Annotated in this window: 18 protein-coding genes; 3 read left to right on the top strand and 15 right to left on the bottom strand. The window is 40.6% G+C overall.

What is annotated here, in order from left to right:
• Nucleotides 1–30: 30 nt before the first annotated feature.
• Together pckA and IH597_06470 are read left to right on the top strand one after the other, a co-directional pair.
• On the top strand, nt 31–1,647 hold the full coding sequence (gene pckA, locus IH597_06475) for a phosphoenolpyruvate carboxykinase (ATP) (GenBank protein ID MBE0662096.1): 1,617 nt from the start codon (nt 31–33) through the stop codon (nt 1,645–1,647).
• A gap of 107 nt (nt 1,648–1,754) precedes the next feature.
• On the top strand, nt 1,755–1,946 hold the full coding sequence (locus IH597_06470; protein ID MBE0662095.1) for a hypothetical protein: 192 nt from the start codon (nt 1,755–1,757) through the stop codon (nt 1,944–1,946).
• A 45-nt stretch (nt 1,947–1,991) separates the two neighbouring features.
• Here the strand turns inward: IH597_06470 and IH597_06465 are convergent, their stop codons facing one another.
• The 15 genes from IH597_06465 to IH597_06395 all read right to left on the bottom strand — a co-directional run bounded on the left by IH597_06465 (nt 1,992) and on the right by IH597_06395 (nt 19,992).
• Nucleotides 1,992–2,588 carry a hypothetical protein gene (locus IH597_06465; GenBank protein ID MBE0662094.1) on the bottom strand — a complete coding sequence of 199 codons (597 nt, stop codon included), beginning with the start codon at nt 2,586–2,588 and terminating at the stop codon, nt 1,992–1,994.
• 63 nt (nt 2,589–2,651) lie between these two features.
• Nucleotides 2,652–3,776 (bottom strand): DNA polymerase III subunit beta, encoded by a 1,125-nt coding sequence (gene dnaN, locus IH597_06460; GenBank protein MBE0662093.1) that lies wholly within the window; start codon nt 3,774–3,776, stop codon nt 2,652–2,654.
• A gap of 206 nt (nt 3,777–3,982) precedes the next feature.
• A complete protein-coding gene (plsY, locus tag IH597_06455; GenBank protein MBE0662092.1) occupies nt 3,983–4,612 on the bottom strand; it encodes a glycerol-3-phosphate 1-O-acyltransferase PlsY in 630 nt (209 codons plus the stop codon).
• 12 nt (nt 4,613–4,624) lie between these two features.
• On the bottom strand, nt 4,625–9,103 hold the full coding sequence (locus tag IH597_06450; protein ID MBE0662091.1) for a hypothetical protein: 4,479 nt from the start codon (nt 9,101–9,103) through the stop codon (nt 4,625–4,627).
• Nucleotides 9,104–9,139: 36 nt separating this feature from the next.
• Complete coding sequence (gene prmA, locus IH597_06445) at nt 9,140–9,970, bottom strand: 50S ribosomal protein L11 methyltransferase (protein MBE0662090.1); 831 nt, start codon at nt 9,968–9,970, stop codon at nt 9,140–9,142.
• Between the two features lie 17 nt (nt 9,971–9,987).
• Nucleotides 9,988–10,542, bottom strand: a complete 555-nt coding sequence (locus IH597_06440; protein MBE0662089.1) for a DUF4287 domain-containing protein — start codon at nt 10,540–10,542, stop codon at nt 9,988–9,990.
• 179 nt (nt 10,543–10,721) lie between these two features.
• On the bottom strand, nt 10,722–11,960 hold the full coding sequence (locus tag IH597_06435) for a T9SS type A sorting domain-containing protein (protein MBE0662088.1): 1,239 nt from the start codon (nt 11,958–11,960) through the stop codon (nt 10,722–10,724).
• A gap of 198 nt (nt 11,961–12,158) precedes the next feature.
• Nucleotides 12,159–12,395, bottom strand: a complete 237-nt coding sequence (locus tag IH597_06430) for a hypothetical protein (protein ID MBE0662087.1) — start codon at nt 12,393–12,395, stop codon at nt 12,159–12,161.
• A gap of 120 nt (nt 12,396–12,515) precedes the next feature.
• Complete coding sequence (locus IH597_06425; protein ID MBE0662086.1) at nt 12,516–12,764, bottom strand: hypothetical protein; 249 nt, start codon at nt 12,762–12,764, stop codon at nt 12,516–12,518.
• 214 nt (nt 12,765–12,978) lie between these two features.
• Nucleotides 12,979–14,400: a hypothetical protein gene (locus IH597_06420; GenBank protein ID MBE0662085.1), complete on the bottom strand. Its 1,422-nt coding sequence runs from the start codon at nt 14,398–14,400 to the stop codon at nt 12,979–12,981.
• Between the two features lie 138 nt (nt 14,401–14,538).
• Nucleotides 14,539–16,089, bottom strand: coding sequence for a serine protease (locus IH597_06415; GenBank protein ID MBE0662084.1), 1,551 nt, complete (start codon nt 16,087–16,089; stop codon nt 14,539–14,541).
• 292 nt (nt 16,090–16,381) lie between these two features.
• Nucleotides 16,382–17,143 (bottom strand): triose-phosphate isomerase, encoded by a 762-nt coding sequence (locus IH597_06410; GenBank protein MBE0662083.1) that lies wholly within the window; start codon nt 17,141–17,143, stop codon nt 16,382–16,384.
• A gap of 191 nt (nt 17,144–17,334) precedes the next feature.
• Nucleotides 17,335–18,417, bottom strand: coding sequence for an ABC transporter permease (locus IH597_06405; protein MBE0662082.1), 1,083 nt, complete (start codon nt 18,415–18,417; stop codon nt 17,335–17,337).
• A gap of 169 nt (nt 18,418–18,586) precedes the next feature.
• Complete coding sequence (locus IH597_06400) at nt 18,587–19,690, bottom strand: DoxX family protein (GenBank protein MBE0662081.1); 1,104 nt, start codon at nt 19,688–19,690, stop codon at nt 18,587–18,589.
• 17 nt (nt 19,691–19,707) lie between these two features.
• Entirely contained in the window at nt 19,708–19,992 is a 285-nt protein-coding gene (locus tag IH597_06395; GenBank protein MBE0662080.1) for a hypothetical protein, read from the bottom strand.
• Between the two features lie 203 nt (nt 19,993–20,195).
• Between IH597_06395 and folP the strand changes: the two genes are divergently transcribed.
• On the top strand, nt 20,196–20,971 hold a 776-nt coding region (gene folP / locus IH597_06390; GenBank protein ID MBE0662079.1), incomplete at its 3' end, for a dihydropteroate synthase.

Raw genomic sequence — 20,971 nt, 5'->3', positions numbered from 1 at the left:
TCCTTTTTATTAATTACAAAATAAAACTTCATGGACAACAAGCTCAAACAGATTCAGGCAGATCTGGAATCCTATGGGATCACCGATGTAAATGAAATCTATTACAACCCATCCTACGAGGAACTTTTCAAACATGAAACCGATCCAACACTCGAAGGCTTTGAAAAAGGAATGCTCACCGATACCGGTGCTATTAATGTTGACACCGGAAAGTTCACCGGCCGCTCGCCAAAAGATAAGTTCATTGTTTATGATGAAACTTCCAAAGATACAGTGTGGTGGTCAACCCAGGGAAAGAACGACAACAGGCCTCTTAAACCTGAAATTTGGAACTATCTAAGGAATTTGGTTTCCAGGCAATTGTCGGACAAGAAATTATACGTTGTTGATGCCTATTGCGGCGCCAATCCCGAAACCCGGCTTAATGTCAGATTTATTATGCGGGTGGCTTGGCAAGCCCATTTTGTTAAAAATATGTTTATCCGTCCCAGCGAGGAAGAACTAAAATCATTTAAGCCAGACTTTATCTCGATCAATACTGCACGGCTCACCAATCCGAACTGGCAGGAACACGGCATGAATTCGGAGAACTTTGTTGTTTTTAACCTTACTGAAAGAATGCAACTCATTGGCGGTTCGTGGTATGGTGGCGAAATGAAAAAAGGCATCTTTACGATGATGAACTATTATCTACCACTAAAAGGAATAGCAAGCATGCATTGCTCGGCCAATGTTGGTAAAAAAGGAGATGTCGCCATTTTCTTCGGGCTTTCAGGAACCGGCAAAACAACACTTTCAGCCGATCCGAAGCGCGCCCTTATTGGTGATGACGAGCATGGTTGGGATGATGATGGCGTGTTTAATTTCGAAGGTGGTTGTTATGCCAAATGCATCAATCTAAGCCAGGAAAATGAGCCAGATATTTTTAATGCGATCCGCCGCGATGCTTTGCTCGAAAACTGCGTTGTACGGGCCGACGGTTCCATTGACTTTGCTGACGCTTCCAAGACTGAAAACACAAGGGTGTCCTACCCTATTTATCATATTGACAATATTGTAAAACCAGTTTCAAAGGCTGGACATGCGACCTCGGTGATTTTCCTCACCGCTGATGCTTTTGGTGTTTTGCCTCCGGTTTCAAAACTTACTCCAGACCAGACTGAATATCACTTCCTGTCGGGCTTTACTGCTAAACTTGCAGGAACTGAGCTCGGTGTAACTACACCCCAGCCAACTTTTTCAGCCTGCTTCGGAAATGCATTCCTGGCTCTACATCCAACAAAATATGCAGTTGAACTAGTTAAACGGATGGAAGCTTCCGGAGCCAAAGCCTATCTTGTAAATACGGGCTGGAATGGAAGCGGAAAGCGGATATCTATTAAGGACACACGCGGAATTATTGATGCAATTCTTGACGGAAGTATTGATAAAGCGCCTACCAAAAAGATAGCTTATTTTAACCTTGAAGTTCCAACCAAGCTTGAGGGAGTAAATCCTGATATCCTGGATCCGCGAAACACTTATGTAAACCCCGAAGAATGGGATCAGAAAGCGCTGGTGCTGGCAAAGAAATTCATTGATAATTTTGCCAAATATACCGATACAGAAGAAGGTAAGCGCCTTGTTGCTTCCGGTCCGATTCTATGATAGTATTATTTATTCCGGTTTAAATTGATTATATTTTTTTGAAAGAAAGCCTCCATATCGGGGGCTTTTTTAATACATTTACAACCAATTTTTAAAACCCCAACATTATGTACGAAGGAATTGTAAGAACAATCGACCACGAAGAAGGTATCGGTTACATCCAGGAAATGGATGACAGTCGGATCATGTTCATGATAGATAACGTTTCAGGACCTCTGGAAGAAGAAGATAAGGTGACATACGATATTGAAACGAAACCCACCCGGCAAGCTGTGAACGTGAGCAGGATTGGGTCTTAGTGATCCATTGGATATTTTGCCGCTCTTTTGGTAGAACAACCATGATCAAAAAGGATCTACGGCAACCTCCCATTGGATCTCCATGAGTAAATCAACAGTACTTACAGGAAGTGGTTCGGCAAACAAACCGTAAATCCTGATAGTAAGGTCATCTTCAGTGGAGAGGAGTTGAAGAACATTGCCAGCTTCATTAGTAAGAATATATGTTATTTCTCTTGCTGACAAGGAATCATTGGCTGCAGTTGCAACAACCACCTCTTCAAAAGACGGGGTAGAAACTGAAACCGTAGAACTTTCAAGGAAACTTAATTCCACATCTTCAGGTTCAAGAACCGTTAGTGTAACAGATTTAATCACTGCATTCTTTATCAGATCAGGGTTTCCATCATAATGCCTGATAAGGCTATCAATATCCAAATTGATGGTTTCTTCATGCATCAAAATCAGTTCAGATTTAAAACGCAATGAATCAATATGAAAATCAATTTTTGTTGTAACAGGTACTTTGAGGGTAGGCTTGAGCATTTCGAGATCACATGAAGCCATGAAGAGCAGCAACAAAACTGTTAAAGCCGTCCTAAATGTGAGTAAAATGTTAATACGCTGCATGAGCAGCTTCCGACCCGTTCCAAAAGAAATCATAGCACTGATTTATGCTATTAACGTAGAATCATTCTATTTTATTCTATTTCCTGATCCGGATCATCATGCAAGCATTACCGGCATAACAAGCATCAGGATATCTTCGTGTTCATTTTCGTTATTTACCGGGCGCAGGATTCCGGCGCGGTTTGGTTCCGACATTTCAAGGCTAATCTCCGGAGAATCAATGTTATTAAGCATTTCAGCGAGGAAACGGGAGTTAAACCCGATCTCCATATCCTGTCCTTCATAACTGCAAGCCAGACGCTCACGGGCCTCGTTTGCAAAGTCAATATCTTCAGCAGCCAAATGTAATTCCTGTCCGGAAATTGTAAGCCTCACCTGGTGGGTTGACTGATTGGCAAAAATAGAAACCCTGCGGATGGAGTTTAGAAAAGTTAAGCGGTCAATAACCAGGCGATTTGGATTATCGCGGGGAATCACAGCCTCGTAGTTTGGATAACGGCCTTCAATCAGGCGACAAACAAGTAAGAGATTCCTGAAAGTGAAAGATGCATTGGTTTCGTTATACTCAAGTTTTACTGGAACTTCTTCTGTGGCAAGCAGACCTTTAAGCTGATTAAGCGGTTTCCGGGGGAGTATAAATGAAGCAGAATCATCGGCTTTCGCATCAGTGCGTTTATAGCGGACTAGCTTATGTGCATCGGTAGCAACAAAAGTGAGATCATCGGGTGTGAACTCGCAGAAAACACCTGACATTACAGGGCGCAGTTCGTCGCTTCCGGTTGCAAATATTGTTTTGCTTATAGCATCCGCCAACAGGGTAGAATCAACATTCAGTGTTGTGACATTCTCCATTATTGGAGGTTTGGGGAAACTTCCGCCATCCTGGCCTGCCAGTTTATACTTTCCTTCTCCGGTCTTAAGTTCAATAATTCTGTCGCCCAAAGAACTCACTGAAAATGTAACCGGCACATCAGGAAGAGTCTTGAGGGTTTCAAGTAAAATTTTTGCAGGTACGGCAATAATTCCACCTTCTTCAGTCATTGAAAGGGGGATGGACACCGTCATGGTAGTTTCCAGATCACTGGCAGTTACACGTAAAGAGCTGTCTTCAAGCTCGAATAAAAAGTTTTCTAAAATTGGAAGTGCGCTGCTCGAACCAAGAACGCCACTGATGGCTTGCAGGTTTCTTAATAGAACTGTACTGGATACGATGAATTTCATTTCTAACGATTTTCGGGTTGATAACTGAACAAAGTTAAACGAAATTATCAACCACAAAGAATAAAATATCAGCTTAAAGCTGAAATATTTTTCAACTCTCCGTTAACAATGCAAATGAAGCTTTGATCCAGCACTTTTGCAAAAGTGGTTCAGTAAGTTTAAGAGCCAGCAAATCAAATTAATGCGGACAAAAATAAGGGATAATGTCAGCTTTTGTTCCGGTAAATGAATTTGGACTCCGTGCCGTTCAGCAATCTTTTAATGTTTTTCCTATGCATGAGGGGAACGACTAGGCCAACCAGAATTGAAAAAACCATTAGTGCTGGATGATCAACCCTGATAACAAAAATTGCGATAAATGGAAAAGTGATAGCGCTCAAAATAGAAGCAAGCGACACATACCCGGATAGTAACAATATAAGTGTGAAAATGCCCATAACAATAAAGAAGGTAGCAGGGAAAAGCGCGATCACAATCCCGGTAATTGAAGCAACTCCTTTTCCCCCTTTAAAGCCTGCAAATACAGGGAAAATATGTCCGGTAACAGCAATTGCACCAAGCAGCAACTGAAAGTTTATGAGCATGTTACCTTCTAATCCGGTGGAAAAGATTATTGGCAGTTTTACGGCAAGCCAGGATTTAAAAACGTCAAACAGTAACACCGGCACACCGGCTTTCCACCCTAGCACCCTGATAGTATTTGTTGCGCCCGCATTGCCACTGCCCTGGGTTCGCACATCAAGATTATAAAATGTTTTTCCGACCCAAACCGCTGTGGGTATAGAACCAAGAAGATAAGCCGCGATGGCTAGCATTATAAGGTTAAGTTCTGGCATTTTGTAAGTGTGCTAATTGCCCCGCATTCTTCTTAAAAAAGCATTGCGTTCTTGCGTTGTTGAAATAATGAATTGATAGGTTTCGTCGCTGCCGCGGGTTTTGAGTGTCCGCTTGTCTTCCTTCAGGTTCATCACCAGGTTATTAAACTCTTCATTCGACGAAATTGCCTGCATGATGCCACCAGTGTAACTGAAAAAATACCATTCGTTGGCATTTGGTTGAAGATAAATAGTAAGTGCGTCTCCGGTCCGGCGCCTGACCAATTCAATGTGCCCATCAACGTAACGGTTCACAAGCTGATTGTTAAGTGTAGCAATTCCAATCGGGCCAAAGCTGGTAAAGGAACGGGTGGTATTATTCCATTTCAGGTTTAGATCGCCGAGGATAAGGGTTTGCGACAATTCCTTTGGAAACTTTCTGAAAGTGCCGTAAAGATTGAGTTCTGACAATAACCTTTGCGCGTCTGTTTCACCCAACATCAGTCGCAGGCCATCGCTGAAAAGTGGATTACCGGGATCTAAACCCGTCAAGTTCGCCTGTGTCAAAGCCTGGTTAAGGAATTCAAGGGCATCGGAACTAAAAAAGAAATCAATCACGCTGAAAAGCTCGAAAACCGTTGAGTCGGGCAGCATATAATGATTCAGTTTGCCTGCAGTGAACATACTCACACGTTCGAAGTTCTGACCAAAAGTGATTTCACCTTCCCCGCTTAAAATGCATCGGTCAACATTGAGCGTGAGCAGGCCGGATGACTGATCAAACACGCTATCACCCGTGATTGTGCCTACGTGATAATTTTGCGATTCTGCATCATAGCTGATGTACCCGTGTCGTGAAAACAAAGGAATATCTGATAGATGCTGCCTGCCTTGCAGGAAACCTGAATAAACCTTGTTGTCAATCAAACTGAAAAACACAGAAGCTGACAGTTCTTCACCGTGCACATCAACAAGGGTGTCAGCTACCGGTAAAAAGATATTCTGTTTATTTACCTCACCGTTAAATATGATCCAGTGAGGATTTATTTCACTGCATACATGTCTGATCCGGAAACCTCCATCGTAATAGAATTCCTTCTTGTCAGCATCAAAGCGTATGTTGCCGATAAAGTCGAAGAATGGGCTGAGGGAAAATCCAAGATCGGAGATATGCGCCAAACCATAGGTACTTCCAACACTATCTACTGCGATGCGGTTAAAAAGCACCGCCTGTGTTTTGCCAAAATCGTCGGTGTAGTCGTACACGCCTGTGGCGCTGTAATCACTCCGGCCAATGATTACGACGGTTGCATTGTAAAGACTGTGATTCCGGTTTGTTTTGCTGGCAACGAGATTAGCGCCCTGCAAAGGCCGCATTTCTGCATTTCTTGAAATGCCAACCTTGCCGTCAATGGGTGAAATAATGGCATCGGCCACTTCAATGAATGGCACTTCCTGGATTTCAAGCAAATATTCACGCAGGTCGAAGCGGGCAGCACCGGCGGCAAACCTCAAAGAATCCTGATCGGGATGAAGGGAAATAAAATTCACCGGAGAATTTTCCAAATCCGATGGATCAGGAAAAACCTCTCCAGGCGCAAATGGTTCCTGTAATGATGCTTCATTGCTATAAAACATTTCTTCATAATCAGCTTCCCAACGAAATGAGTTCATAAAGCCAGCATATTGATTAAGCGGAAACTCAAGCATAGATGCTGTGTCTTTACTGCTGAACCGTCCCTGATTGAGTTCCAGATCATACTGAAAATCGTAGGCAGAAGCCCTGAAAGCGGTATCTGCCCCCGTTGTTTTTAAAATGAAAGCGCTGCTATCGGCTCCAAACTGACTTTGCTGAAAGTTAAAATCCACAGAATTGAACACTGCATTGCCAAACGTAAGTTCACCCGAACCAAAAAGGCCGTCGGAACTATAAATGAGCGTGCCTTTGTGAACCACTTGATTATTGTACATCTCAAACGGAACGTTCTCGATGGTCCGCAAATGCATCACGTCTTCACCTGGAACCCATTCTTGCTGCACACCTTTCGCAACTACAGCCGGATTTGAGATAACGCCAATGGCTTCTTCGAGGTCAAACTCACCAAGCTGGGCGATCATCTTATCGGGATGAAAAACGAAATCCTCTGAGTGAGAAACAGACGTCTGGAATTGGACCCGGCCTCCTCCTCTCAGGCCCTGATGACTAAGCGATAAATCAACAAATGCTTTGGCTGTGCCATTGTATATAGGTAAGCCGGTATCACTGAATTGTTTTGTGAACCCGAGTGAATAATCTGGTTGCACACGCAAAGGTTCTTCAATATTCGGGAAAATATTACCGGAAACCAGGTAACCATTGAAGCTCATTCCCACCGTAGTGAAATTGGTAAGACTATCAATTGTAAAAGGCATAACGTGATAATAAAAGCTATCACGCTGATAAACGCCGCCCTGAATATGCGGTTCATCAAAATAAACATATGCATCATTTTTTGAGTCAAATATTGGGTAGCGCGGAAAGGATTTACGACCAGATTTATTATTGGGATCATCAATTAATAAATCGCCGCTAATATTTGAAATTACTGTTTTTACCCTTTCGAGCTTTTCTTCGAACACTTTGATATCCTGTTGAACCGGAACCTGGAAGCTCAGTGAGTCAATTTGGGTAAGGTTGAGTTTGAATTCATCATAAACAAAAGCACATTCTTTTGCATAAAATTCAAAATATCCGGCATTTATGCGGCCTTGAAAAAGAAAATCCATTCCCTTCTTCAACCTGATCTGTTGGTTCCCGGGGTAAATAAATACTTTCTGCGTATTGCTCAGATACACTTCCGGAACACCAAAAATATCAAGATCAAATGTTTTAAGATTCAATCTCGCATTTACCAAACCTTCCACTTTCGACTGAACACGGATCACATCATAATCTGAGCGATCGTTGATGGCATCAATATAATGATGGGTGCGATCCTTCACTACTACCTTTCCATCATCGGGCGAGTATTGCAGGAAACCACGGTTCGCAAGCGAAATCAGCATGGCGCTAACCTGGGTAATACTCAGATTCAAGTGTGTGGCAAGCTCCTCATGGTAAAACACATTGGACCCTAAACCCTGGATAAATCCATTGATCAAAATCAGGGGATGCCTTGCATCAGCGCCCTGGATACTGTTGAATCGCTGCTTCGTAAAGAAATTATCAGATTCAAAAGTGGCTTCGCTCTCGCGGCTTAAACCCAGCATCGCACCGAAAGTCATTTCATCTTCATCGAGTTTCCAGTACAATGCCTCAAAAATCATGTCGAGCTGATGATAGGAATTAAAATATGGACTTTGGGCAAGGCCATCGCCGGTCCGGAGCAGCATCAATTCCCTTTCAGAATGCAGGTAACGCATTTGTAAACCAGGATGATAGATCGAATCATTTTCTAAAAATAAGCAAAAGGCCGCCCGTTGTGCTGTGATCCTGTCGTTTCGGATGATAAAACTGTAAGACTCTAATTTCACGATTGGTTCACCGCTTTTCCTGATTGTGACCACAGCATTGTTGCGGTTCTTACCAAAACCAACAACGCGGTTGCCTTCAAGCCCGAAACCTCCCATATAATCAATATCCTGAAAAATATTGCGCACTTCAAGGAAAACATTGTGGGAACTAAATCGTGGATAAGTGCCTGCAGCCTGGGTGCCTCCGGCCACTACCCTGTGATTGACGCTACCTGGCAACGCACGGTTAAAATATTCGGGAAAGTGCATTAACGCCGAGTCGGCGGTGAAGGAAGAATTTGTAAGCAAGATGTTGTAGAAGGTAAAATCAGCATACACCTGGTCGGCTGCATAACCTGAATTTTCCCAGTTTATCCTGCCTTTTGTGCCGACCCATTCGTTTTGTACAGGATAATATGAACCGGAAGCATTTAAAATGCTCATGCTGTCGCGATTGGCATAACACCGCAAATTTGCGTCACGAAAAACAAAACCCGGAAGGCTATCAGAAGTCATGGCCCAATCTGAGTCAAAGATACGCCATTGCACCGAGTTGGATCGGAACAAAACACCTTCTTTAAAATACACTTCACTTTTTTCTAGAAAATCCTGGATGCTTTTTTCATTTCTCCCGCTAACGAGTTTTGAAACACTTTTGTTCCAATCAATGAATTGCTCCTTGCTGGTGTATTTTTCTTGGAAAGCCATGGAAGCGGAGAAATATGCAAAATAATGTGGGAAAGGTTTCAGCCCAACCGTATACATTTGGTTAGCCATAGTAATCATTGTCTGTTGCTGATCAGAACCAATCAAGCCAGTGTTGAACCCCTGCCTGATATTGCTCATCAAAGTAGCAGCAGCCTGACGATGCCGCGCTGGTGCCTGTTTGAGCAATACCTCAAGTTCAGCGACAAACAATGCAGGATCGTAGGAAAAAGCAGCAGAATCCTGGGCAACAAGCCATATGGGCGATAAAGAAAAAAAACCAAGAAGAAAAATCCCTGCAATTCGTTTGATCATATTTAACGTCTCTCTTTAAGCTGATCCTGGCGGCTTTTATCCTTTCCTGAAAATAGCCGCGACCCACTCGTTTCGAAGTCTATGTTCAACAAAATTCCAGCCAGATTTTTCGGCTTCAGCAATGATGATTTTCAGATCCGGTTCGTAAAAACCGCTCAGGTAAATCATGGAACCTTCTTCGAGATATAGATTATAATGCTGAATATCATCAAGTAAAATGTTGCGGTTGATATTCGCCAGCACTACATTATATGTCCCTCCCGGTATTGCTGATGCGTCACCAAAGATAACGTCAATATTTTTAATTCCGTTTAATTCGCAATTTTCTATTGCATTGTTGTAGGCCCATTCATCATTATCAATGGCCACAGCTTGTGCAGCGCCTTTCATTAAAGTTATGATAGCCAGCACCCCGGTTCCCGAACCCATGTCCAAAACACGTTTGCCTTTGAAATCGTTTTCAAGTATCAATTGGATCATCAGATAGGTTGTGCCATGGTGGGCAGTGCCAAACGACATCTTGGGCTGGATCACAACATCAAACTCCATCCCTGTTGGTTTCGCATGAAAAGGCGCTCTTATCATGCATTTGTTTTCAATAACTACTGGCTCATAACCACTTTCCCAGATAGCGTTCCAGTTCTGATCGGCTAAATCCTCAGTTTTTTCGATTACTGCTTTTCCCTTAAAATCCTGTAAAATATCCTGTAGCTTGTTCGCGTCAAACAGATTGATTTCAATGTAAGCGGCAATGGATTTTTCGGTTTCCATGAAACTGTCGTAGCCAATGCCGAGGAGCACAGCCATCAGTTTTTCCCGCAGGCTTTCGTCTTCAGCGATTTGTATTGTGATCTCTTTGTACTTCATTAGGTTGGCAAGTTCTTTTACCCTGCGTTGTCGTAGGCAGTTTTTATCCAGCTTATAACTTCTGCATCGATGCTATTAGTATCGCTTAGATTAATTTTGTGCGAACACATTGCATTTGACGTCTTTATTTCCTCCAGTTTGCCTTTTGGTTCCTGCCCCTTGAGATTAATTCCAACTTCAAAGCGGGTTTTGGTTGCGGGCTGCAGCATGGCAAATTGCTTTTTCCTTCTCAAACTCACATAAGCATTTTTGGGTGCAATCTCAACGTCATCGCCAAACTGTTGGATTTCTTTCATCAACATGTCATACAGTGGCTTAAAGTGTTCTTTTCCTACATACTGTCTTGTGATCAGGTCGTCCTGGTTTGTTGCCGATCCGGCATCAGTTCCCCTTGATTTGAGCGCAACCAGGTTTGCGAATCCATGTGTGAACGCGTGCTCTTCTTTCAGAAACTTTAAAATTTCTCCATGTTTTTCGAAACCTTTATTTCGAACGATTACAATCCACTCTTCCAGCGATTTGCCTGTATTTTTCTTCAGGTTGTCAATCATGGTTTGTTCTGCTTTGTCCATAATTTTCTGATTTTGTTCTGTTATTAAATTATTGCAAAGTAAGTAACAAATAAAACAAGAAGGTTGTTGCCATTTGCCTGATCGCTAACTAATAGTCAGTGGGTGAAGATTTCGGAAGGCTTTGCAGACCACTTTGAGGACTTGTAATTATAGGTAGTATTTTAGTTTCAGTTTGTTTATCATTGGATTACTAATTTTCTTTTAAAAATTCTATTTTCAGATTGAATCATTAATAAATAAATTCCCTTCGCAAAGCTACTAACATCAATAATTGATGAAGCTCCACGAGTGTTGTATTGTTCAATTTGATGACCAGTTAAATTAAAAATCGAGATTTTAACTTCGCTTGACTCATCTCTTTTAAAACTTATTGTCAGCCTGTCAGTTGCTGGGTTTGGGAAGATAATTGGTTCTAATGTCGCAATGGAAGCTTCACAATTAATACCAACAATTCCAAATTCGTTATACACTGCTAATCCTTCTGCTGTGCCAATCCACTTATTGTCATACGCATCTATTTTTACAGCCCAGACTATGTTGGAGGGCAAATCTGAATTAACAGTATCCAAAGTAGTCCATTCAAAATCATTAAATTTTGAGATTCCACCTCCAACTGTACAAATCCATTTGTCATTATTGCTATCAATAGCGATCTGTCCAATATTGTTTTCAGGAATGCCCGAGCTAGTGGTATCAAAAACAAACCAGTTTGCATCATCGAATTTCACAAGTCCACACCCAGATGCAGCAGTTCCTATCCATTTATTTTGGTCAGCGTCAATTGCAATATTATAAACAATATTGCAAGGAATTCCAGAATTTGAAGAATTATATGATACCCAACTTGTATCATTATATTTTGCTATTCCACCACCATAAGTACCAATCCACAGGTTTTCAAAACTATCTGCAGTGATCTCCCGAATATCGTTAACAGGGATGTTTGAGTTCGAGGTCTTATAAACAGTCCAGTTGACGTCGTCAAATTTTGCAAGACCATTAAATGTTCCAATCCATTTATTTTGATAATTATCGATGAAAATACTATAAATGTAATCGTGAGGAATATCAGAATTACCTGTGTCAAAGATTATCCAATCATTGCCATCGAATTTTGCAACACCACCCATAGTTCCAATCCATTTGTTTTGAGAACTATCGATTGCTATTGTAATCACATTGTTATTTGGTAATCCTGAGTTTGTCGCGTTATAAGCAGTCCAGGAGCTCCCATCAAATTTTACCAATCCACCAGAATACGTTCCAATCCACTTATTTTGATTGTTGTCGGTTTCAATCACCCTAACCATATTACTTGGTAACCCGGAGTTTGATGTGTCATATATAATCCAAGTTGGATATTGACAAAAGGAAATGATTGCAATTAACTGCAAAACAAGAAAAATATATATTTTCATTTCAGTTGTTTGATTTCCCTTTACGGGTAAGATTATAATTAAAAGATATTCGCTTTTTCTATTTCAAATTGTTTTTTAGATGGTAAGTCACATTAGTTGAAAATTTGCTTTAGTCTTTACTCTATGTAGCAAACCTATTTCTTTTTACCCAAATATCAAGTATGTTCAACCGATCATTATGGGCAAGTTTAGACCAGATTATTTGTTTAGCCATTCGTCAATTTGCTTATTTGATTGTTCATTGGTTAAATAATCTCCCTTTCCAATCTGGTCAATGGCTATGTTAATGGCCTTTTTATGATTGTCACTTAAACGGTATATTTCAGTATCATAAGTGCTATCATCAATTAAACGAATTAAATCATGTAAAATGCTTTCATCGTCAAGCTCTTTTACTTTATTGATAAGCTTATGTCTTAACTCATTTGTTGTCATAATATAAAATTTTAACAAAAATACAAAAAACACCACTCCTCCTTATTAATTTAGTGCCATCTTAAAGGCCTGAGTTATTGATTCTGCAAGGCTGCAACTAAGTGCTAACCATCCTCCTTTTCAGGTGATCTGAATGTTCATTCCGGCCGGGTTCATCATCAGATCCCAGGTTTCCCCGTCATCATCCGACATCATAATGGTAGAGCCTTCGCAAGCGGCCATCAGCCGGTCAGTTCCCGGAATCCGGATTATTTCATTGATCCAATGCTCCTGGGGAGCAGGTGAAATCCTTGTCCAGGGCAATTGCGCATGTAATGTAGCTACAGCGATTAAGAAGATGATAATAGCAATTGTTTTGAGATGGTACATGATGGGAGGGTTTGAGATGAGGTTGGTACAAACATATGAAAAAAAGATTTGCGCGCTATGCTATTATAATTCTGTATTTAAGGTCTTTTAGGTACAATCTGAAATAATTCAATGAACACTGAAACTGTTTTTCAGAGAACCAATAATACTTTCGCTAAATTCAGCTTTAAAAGATCTTTGGAGTGGAATGCCCGCTTACCCACTGGTAAACAAATTATAGATAGTCATATTTCCTGTCTAAAGTATTTTCAGTTTTTAAAATCGTTTTAAGGGTAAGCAATATGTGTCCTATAATTCCAATTACAGTAAAGAGACTTAAAAAAGCAAAAGTGTTGCCAATAAATATATAAGTCAGTGATGGAATTATTAACCCAAATGCCAGAAGCAATGTAAAGGTTGTTAAGAAATAACGAATAGATAATGGTAAGTTCAAATCAACAATTCTTGTTAGATTGAAGAGACTAGGAATAATTCTATATTGGAAATCCAGACTTACTTCTTCTAACCTGTCTTTTGAAAGCTTTTCTATTTTTTTCTTCGGATAAATTCGATTAATATCTTCTACTATTTCTTTGATGTGGTATGAACTGTCAAAATTGTCAGGAAAAATCTTTGCTTCAGAACAGCAATACCAAATCTGATTTGTGTCACAAAATAGAGTGAAGTTTTTCATCTCGTCATGAGCGTAAATGTGGTTAGGTGGAAACTTTGTATATGACAATCCTGAGCGCAAAAATGAATCGTCAGCCATCATGTGAAGTTGAAGGACCAATGAAACAACATTATTGTACATATCTCTTCTGTAGAAGGATTTAAATCTGGCATAGTCAATAGTGTTATCATAGTTTGGATAATAATACTCTTCGAAGGTAATGTCATGCTTTATTGAATTGGCATATTCATACGATTTATAATATTTATTTCCTTCTTTCCAAAAACCATGGTCTCTGGTAAGATTAAAGCAAATATTTCTGAAATAAGTTAGTTTGTTTGAAAGATTTCTTATTGCTCTTGTATATTTCAGTTTATCTTGTCGAATAGTAATTACTTTGTTTATTAAAAAGCCAAGGACAAAGGATGCGATAACTCCACTAGCAATATTTATGTAGTCGTACGACTTAACAAGGCGTTCATGAAATTCTATGTCAGTACGAATTTTGTAGACACTTATTACTATTAATAGTATAGTAGGTAGAAGTGTAATAATAGTATTTCTTAAAAGTGTGTTGTGCCAAATAATCAAGACCTTGAGTAAAAGCCATGAATAGGGTTTTTCATAATTTTTTTTGTTTGCTTGATAATAATAGGCTGGTAGATCTAGGAGTTTTACATGCTTAGATTGATTTTGATTAACTCCATCCTTTACGGGAAGTATATATTCAATAGTTAACCTAGATATGGACACGAAGTCATTAAAGTTAATAGAGCATTTTTGCACCCAATCTCTAAGATACTTAATTAAAGAATGATGTAGCTTGTCAAGGTTTTTGTCCTCTACTAAATCCGTCAAGTCAATTCTTAAATAGTTAATGCTATCTCTTTTTTCAGCTTTAACAGTTCCTGACATTTCAATCGTCTCAAAATAATCTACTACAAAGAGTTCAATTACTTCTCGAACGATTTCAATGTCTGTCATCCGATTTCTATTCATTTGACCTAGGTGTTGTTTATGACTAATGTTGTCGTTTGTACTTCTGGCATCCTTTATAACCCGTTACAAACACTTAACAGGCTATTTCCAAATACATGCTGTTACCACTGGTGCTTATTTTTGTCATTGATTGAGTTCTATTATGTAAGTAAACTTTTTCAAAATCTTAACTTGTTCAGTTAATGGCTTCCCTGAAACTGTGCTTATAGTTTGGAGTTTGGGAGGAGAAGGAATTATGTCAATTAGGTTTAGTAAATAAGAAGATTTAATCGCATAAGAGGCGTTTTCAGCACCAGCGTGTTTAGCATTTATTACACCAATAATATTTCCATTATTGTCAAACAAAGGGCCGCCACTATTACCAAGTTGGACTGGTGCGGTCATTTGGTAAGATGTTACATCACCTTGAAAACCTGATCTGGAACTTATGATGCCATTTGTTAATTTCACTTCATCACCCATTGTAGCTCTTAAAGGATATCCCAAAACAAAAATTGAACTCCCAACGTCAGAGGATTTAGGTGAAATTACGTAAGGAATTGTTCCAAGTGACGAAAATCCCATATCTTCAATTTTTATGATAGCTAAATCGTTATTTTTGTCTTCTACTACAACTTTTGCCGAATATGATTTTGAAAAGTTTCCATTTACCCCACGAACCTTAATTGATTTTGCTCCCTCCGTAACATGATAGTTCGTAACAATATATCCGTCCGACGAAATTGCCCACCCTGTGCCCGAACCTGCAAGTTCAGAAGGTGAGTTTCTAATGTTGTCAGAGCTAGTAGGGAACAACTTAATATAGAGATCTTTACTACCTTCTGGGCTGATTACATTCATCATGCCGTTTTCAAATGAAATATAAAACTCGTTGTTCTCTGATTTGTTAGCCATTATCCATTTCGCCTTATAGAAATTTGGAGTTGCAGTTTGTTCCAAAATTGCCTTTATTTCCCCTTCACTCCAATTTCCCGAATTTTTGGCACCTGATAAATAAATCAGATGATAAACTCCATTTATTTTGCGAATAGCTACCTTATATTTTGCCTTTTGTGATGCACTTGCAGAATTTTCATAAATTCCTTCTATTTTGTCGCAACCATTAGATAATATATGGCTTTTAAATTTTGCTTCTGTCCAACAAGTTTGTCTTTTGGGCGGTTCTATTCTGAAATATGAGTTAAACGGGTCTTTTTTGTATTGCTGCATTTCTCTAAACACATTGTAAAAGCTGAATTTTAGATTGTCATATAAACCATCTCTAACAATTTTATCACTACTTAATTGCCACCTATAAGTTGTATTACAAGGGCTTACAAAATGCCATTTGATGTTGCTAAAGTTCTGTAATTTAAAATCAAACGAAATGAATGTCCAGATTTCTTCACAAAAATGCATCGGGCTTTCATAATCTTCTTCCATATATTCAACACTTTCAAACCCCATTGCTTTTAAGATTTCGAAAAGAGCACTATATGCAGGATTGGGTCCTTCTATTTTGGGCTCATATAATATCAAAGCATATTTCACTCCAGCAAGCATACTCTCCAAGGATGGTTTAGAAGAAATTGGTGTGAAATTAATTTTGTCACATGGTTCAGTTGTTATTTGTCCAATTCCTGTTTGGGAAATAAGTAGGCAAAGACCCAAAATGATTTTTACTAGTTTACTCATGTTGATCTATTGTTTTTTAGCATTGATGGCAACTAACAAATGTCCATACAAAGTTGCTTCATTTTTTCAATCCACCAAACACCCGCATCCCAATTTGAGGCAAGCGCGCTGTTGTGTGCCGTCTTATTCTATTGGTCCTATTTGCTTGCATCATCTTCCAAGCAACTCATTAAAAGCAGTTTTCTAAACCTGAACTAGTTGCAATTGGATATAATTTTATCCGGAACCTTTATTTTATATGCTTTAACATATAAATGAGAGAAAGAAACAAGCTTCTGAAATCCCGGCCTAGTTAATTAAACGCTTTAATAATCCCAATAAACGATTCGGCTTTCAAACTAGCGCCACCGATCAGGCCTCCATCAACATCGGCCTGGCTAAAGAGTTCAGCAGCGTTTTTTTCGTTGCAGCTGCCACCGTAAAGGATTGTGGTTTCTTCGGCTACTTCCAGGCCATATTTTTCAGCAACCAGTTTGCGGATGTAGGCATGCATTTCCTGGGCTTGCTCCGGTGAGGCGGTAACGCCGGTGCCAATGGCCCATACAGGTTCGTAGGCAATTACCAGGCTGCCAAAATCTTCTTCGCTCAGATCAAACAGCGCAATGTCCAACTGTCTTTTCACAACATCGAAATGCGAACCTTTGTTTCTTTCTTCCAGTACTTCGCCGCAACAAAAAATGGGAACGAGGTCATGTTTGATGGCCTGAAGGACTTTGGCCTTCAACAGTTCATCGGTTTCATTAAAATAAGCGCGGCGCTCGGAGTGTCCAACAATGACAAAGTCAGCGCCAACTGATTGTATCATGGCGGCAGAAATTTCCCCGGTATATGCTCCGGATGCTTTATCGCTCAGGTTCTGGGAGCCGGTATAAAACCCGCCATCCTCAGCGAAATCATTGGCCATTTCGAGATATACTGCCGGCGGGCAAATAACTACGGTTACATCAGGCAGTCCTTCGGCTTCCAATTGTTCTGAAATTCCGGTAAGCAATTCTTCAGCCTCATTAAATTCAAGGTTCATTTTCCAGTTTCCGGCTACGATTTTTGTTCTCATAAGTTTATTTATTTGTTCAAGGTTTAAAGTTCAAGGTTTCGGTCACTGAGCTTGCCTGTCCCGCCGTGACGGATCGAAGTGACTGGTTCCAGATTCAAAATTCAAGATTCAAAATTCGAGGTTCAACGTTGAGTGAAATTTAATTAATTGTAGGCTGCCTACTGCCACTGCCAACTGCCGCTGCACTTCCTTCAATTCGCCCTCACCCTTGGATCGAGCCATCCATAAAGAATATCTACAAAGATATTAATCAGGATCAGTAAAACCGAAATAAAAAGAACAGCGCCCATAATCACCGGAAAATCGTATTGTTCCAGTGCATCAACAATCACAACGCCCAGGCCTTTCCAATCAAATACGTATTCCACAAACACAGCTCCGGCCATCAATGATGCGAACCATCCGGAAACCGCCGTAATGATTGGGTTCAGAGCATTGCGAAGGGCATGTCTTGTGATCACACGAAACCTGCTCAATCCTTTGGCGTAAGCGGTACGGATATAATCCTGCGACAGCACCTCAAGCAGTGAATTTCTTGTAAGCTCCACTACCACAGCCAGCGGACGAATGCCAAGTACAATCGCCGGAAGAATGAGATTTTTCAGTTCAAGGTACTCTCCCCTGCCAAAATCGTCAACAGCGTAGAGGCTCCCCACCATATTCAGCCCGGTAATATCGCCCAGCAGGTAAGCAAAAATCCAGGCAAAAAGGATGGCGGCAAAAAAAGATGGCAACGACATGCCAAGCACCGAAAGTACAAGTGCAGAGCTATCGAAGAGCGTGTCGCGTTTCAGGGCCGAGAAAATCCCGATCACGATGCCTGCAAGCATCGCAAATGTAATGGCGACAATTGCCAACAAAGCAGTGTTCGGAAAAGCTTCGCCAATAATATCGGTAACCGTTCGCTGACTTTGGTACGAACGCCGCAGGTAAGGCTTTTTCAGCACTATGGCGCCCTCTTTGCCTGTTGGAACCAGCACAGTAGAAGACTCGTATTTATGCTTATCCAGAAACCAGAAACTGCTTTCATCATGGCGGTTGTACCATGATATTGGTGAAAGATCGTTCAGAAAATTCAAATACTGAACCCGAACCGGGCGATCAAGGCCAAGATCGCGCTGAATGGCTTCTATAGAGGCTATGTCGGCACGTTGCCCCATCATCATCCGGGCCGGATCGCCAGGCAAGATATTGAAAAGGAAGAACACAATGGTAATCACACCCAACAATACAAAGAACCCATAAAAGATACGACGAATGATAAATCTTAACATTGTACAATCTTAATACGCCAGGCTTTCTTTAATTATCACTTTTGAGGACACTCTGCAAAGGCTTTATTTGTAAAATCATCTATCTGCTCAAATGATATTTTTGAATGTATGCATTTTGAATTGAATTCATTCGTGTATTCGTGGCTTAAAAATATTATTCAAGTTGGACTCAATTCTCAACTATCAATCGCAGTTCCTCATATTCCGGGAAGTTTTTATGGCTCCATTTGCCCAGCACTACACCATCACGCAACAAGATTAAACCTGGATTGGATCGGATCATAATTTTGAGTTCTACATGATCGGCAAAGTAAAATTCATACCGAAGCCCAAGTTCTGATGCCAATGCATTGCCTTGCTCAAGATCAGGCGCAATTGCAATGAAATTATGCCCCTCGGCGTCAGCTTTTTCATAAAAATCGTTCATTTTTTGAAGTGGATCTTTTTTAACATTGTCCACATCCCACATTACAAGTATAAACTGGAAATCGGGGTTATGAAGAAATGTTTCTGTAACATCGTTGAATCCGGCATCCAATATCTGCAGATTATGCGGTGGCGGTGGATTGGGATCAACCATACATTGAGAAACAAATTCCCATTTTGCGAGCCATTCCGGGTCATCGAAGGGATAATTGGGTGAAAGAAACTGCTGCTCTTCGCCGGTTTCGGTATTGCGATAGGTTAAATAAAACTGCAAAGGTTCATTGCGATCCGGGGCCATATCGCTTCCAACCTTCCACGAAAGGAAATCAATCATGGGCAGGTTGTTATAGTTTACCAACGAAAACCAGAGAAACAGGAGTGGCACTCCTGCTGTAATAGCCCATTCGCCGATGGGATTAAATTGCGATGTAAGTATTTTCCTTTGCACAAAAAGTAAAACTGTTGGAACCATGAGCACTACATTTTTATAAAATGTTTGCCAGTTGGTAAGTATTATCGCGTCGCCAAAACAGCCGCAATCGGCCACTGGTTCGTAAATGGCATCGTACAATGTAAGTAAAGTAAAGAACGACATCATCAGCAATAACAGCCATGTTGCTTTTATTGGTTTCACATTTAATACCAGCAGTATGCCCAGCGAAAACTCAATAGTGCTGAGAAGAATGGACAAGCCAAGGGAATAAGGCAACAAGAAGTCGAAGCCATAAGCCAGCAGATAGTCGTCAATTTTAAAGGCCATGCCCAATGGATCAACGCCTTTAACGAATCCTGAAAAAATAAAAACAGCGCCAACAAACAAGCGGGAAAGCGTTCTGAGTATCTTCATAAATAGAGTGCAGTTAGTTAAATGCAATACAAAAGTAGATTATCTGGTTCTGGTTCATCCGGTATTATTAACGCAAAAATGTAATATTTGATTTTATCAATGAAACCGGCAACAACTTTTTCAGATGTAGTCGTTAGCCTTTGGTAGTCCTTAAAGGGCAGGGTTTTCATAAAAATCTGACCGCTAAGCGAAAAGGAAGTATGGAAGCGCCTTGCAGTTCCATCATCCAGCCTTTTGCTCGAAAAATCCTTGTGGCACTGAATCATATAAGGATTGAACATGGCCTGAGTTTGGCACTTCATAAAATTTGTATCTTAGCGGGATTTTTAACTATTATACAAGAATATGGATTTCAGGGGGTTTTGAATTACAATCGCTCATTTTAAGGAAAACTGTTAATTCAATCCGAACCTGCTGATTTCATGCGATAAAAATACATAATTATTCAGAAGCCGTGTTACTAATTTCGCCGGATCGGAAAATCGAAACTCTAAACCCAGTAATCATGGGTGTAATCAATCTGACACCAGATTCGTTTTTCGAAAATAGCCGCGCCCCAGGCATCCAGGAAGCAGTTGAAACGGCTGGACGAATGATTCAGGAAGGCGCTGAAATATTAGATCTGGGGGCCATGTCAACACGGCCAGGCGCCGAAGAAATCAATGCTGCTACCGAACTCGAAAGGCTGATCCCTGCTCTTTGGTCAATCAGGCAGGCATTTCCGGGCACATTCATTTCAGTAGACACTTACCGCTCGCAGGTTGCCCGGGAAGCCGCAGGTAATGGCGCAGATATGATCAATGATATTTCAGGCGGAAGTTTTGATGAAGAAATGTTTGATGCCATCGCGGAACTCAGCTTGCCTTATGTTTTGATGCACACCGGAGGAAAGCCAAAAACTATGCAGGACAACCCGGTTTATAGCAATGTACTTGAAGACGTTCGCTTTTTTTTCGAACACAATATTGGAATACTGCACAGTAAAGGGATAAGCCAGGTAATTCTAGATCCGGGTTTTGGTTTCGGAAAAACAATTGAGCATAATTATCGTTTGCTGGCCGGACTCTCTGTTTTCAGGATCATGGGGCATCCGGTCATGGTTGGGGTCTCACGAAAATCGTTGATAAATAAAATATTGAATACAGCGCCCGGCAACGCTTTGAACGGAACAACGGTTCTGAACACTATAGCATTAATGAATGGTGCGGATATTTTGAGGGTGCATGATGTGAAGGAGGCAGTGCAATGTCGGATGCTGGTAAAAGCATACAGGGAATATGG

The organism is Bacteroidales bacterium, assembly GCA_014860575.1.
GTDB lineage: Bacteria > Bacteroidota > Bacteroidia > Bacteroidales > JAAYJT01 > JAAYJT01.
This window is presented reverse-complemented; position numbering and strand designations above follow the sequence as displayed.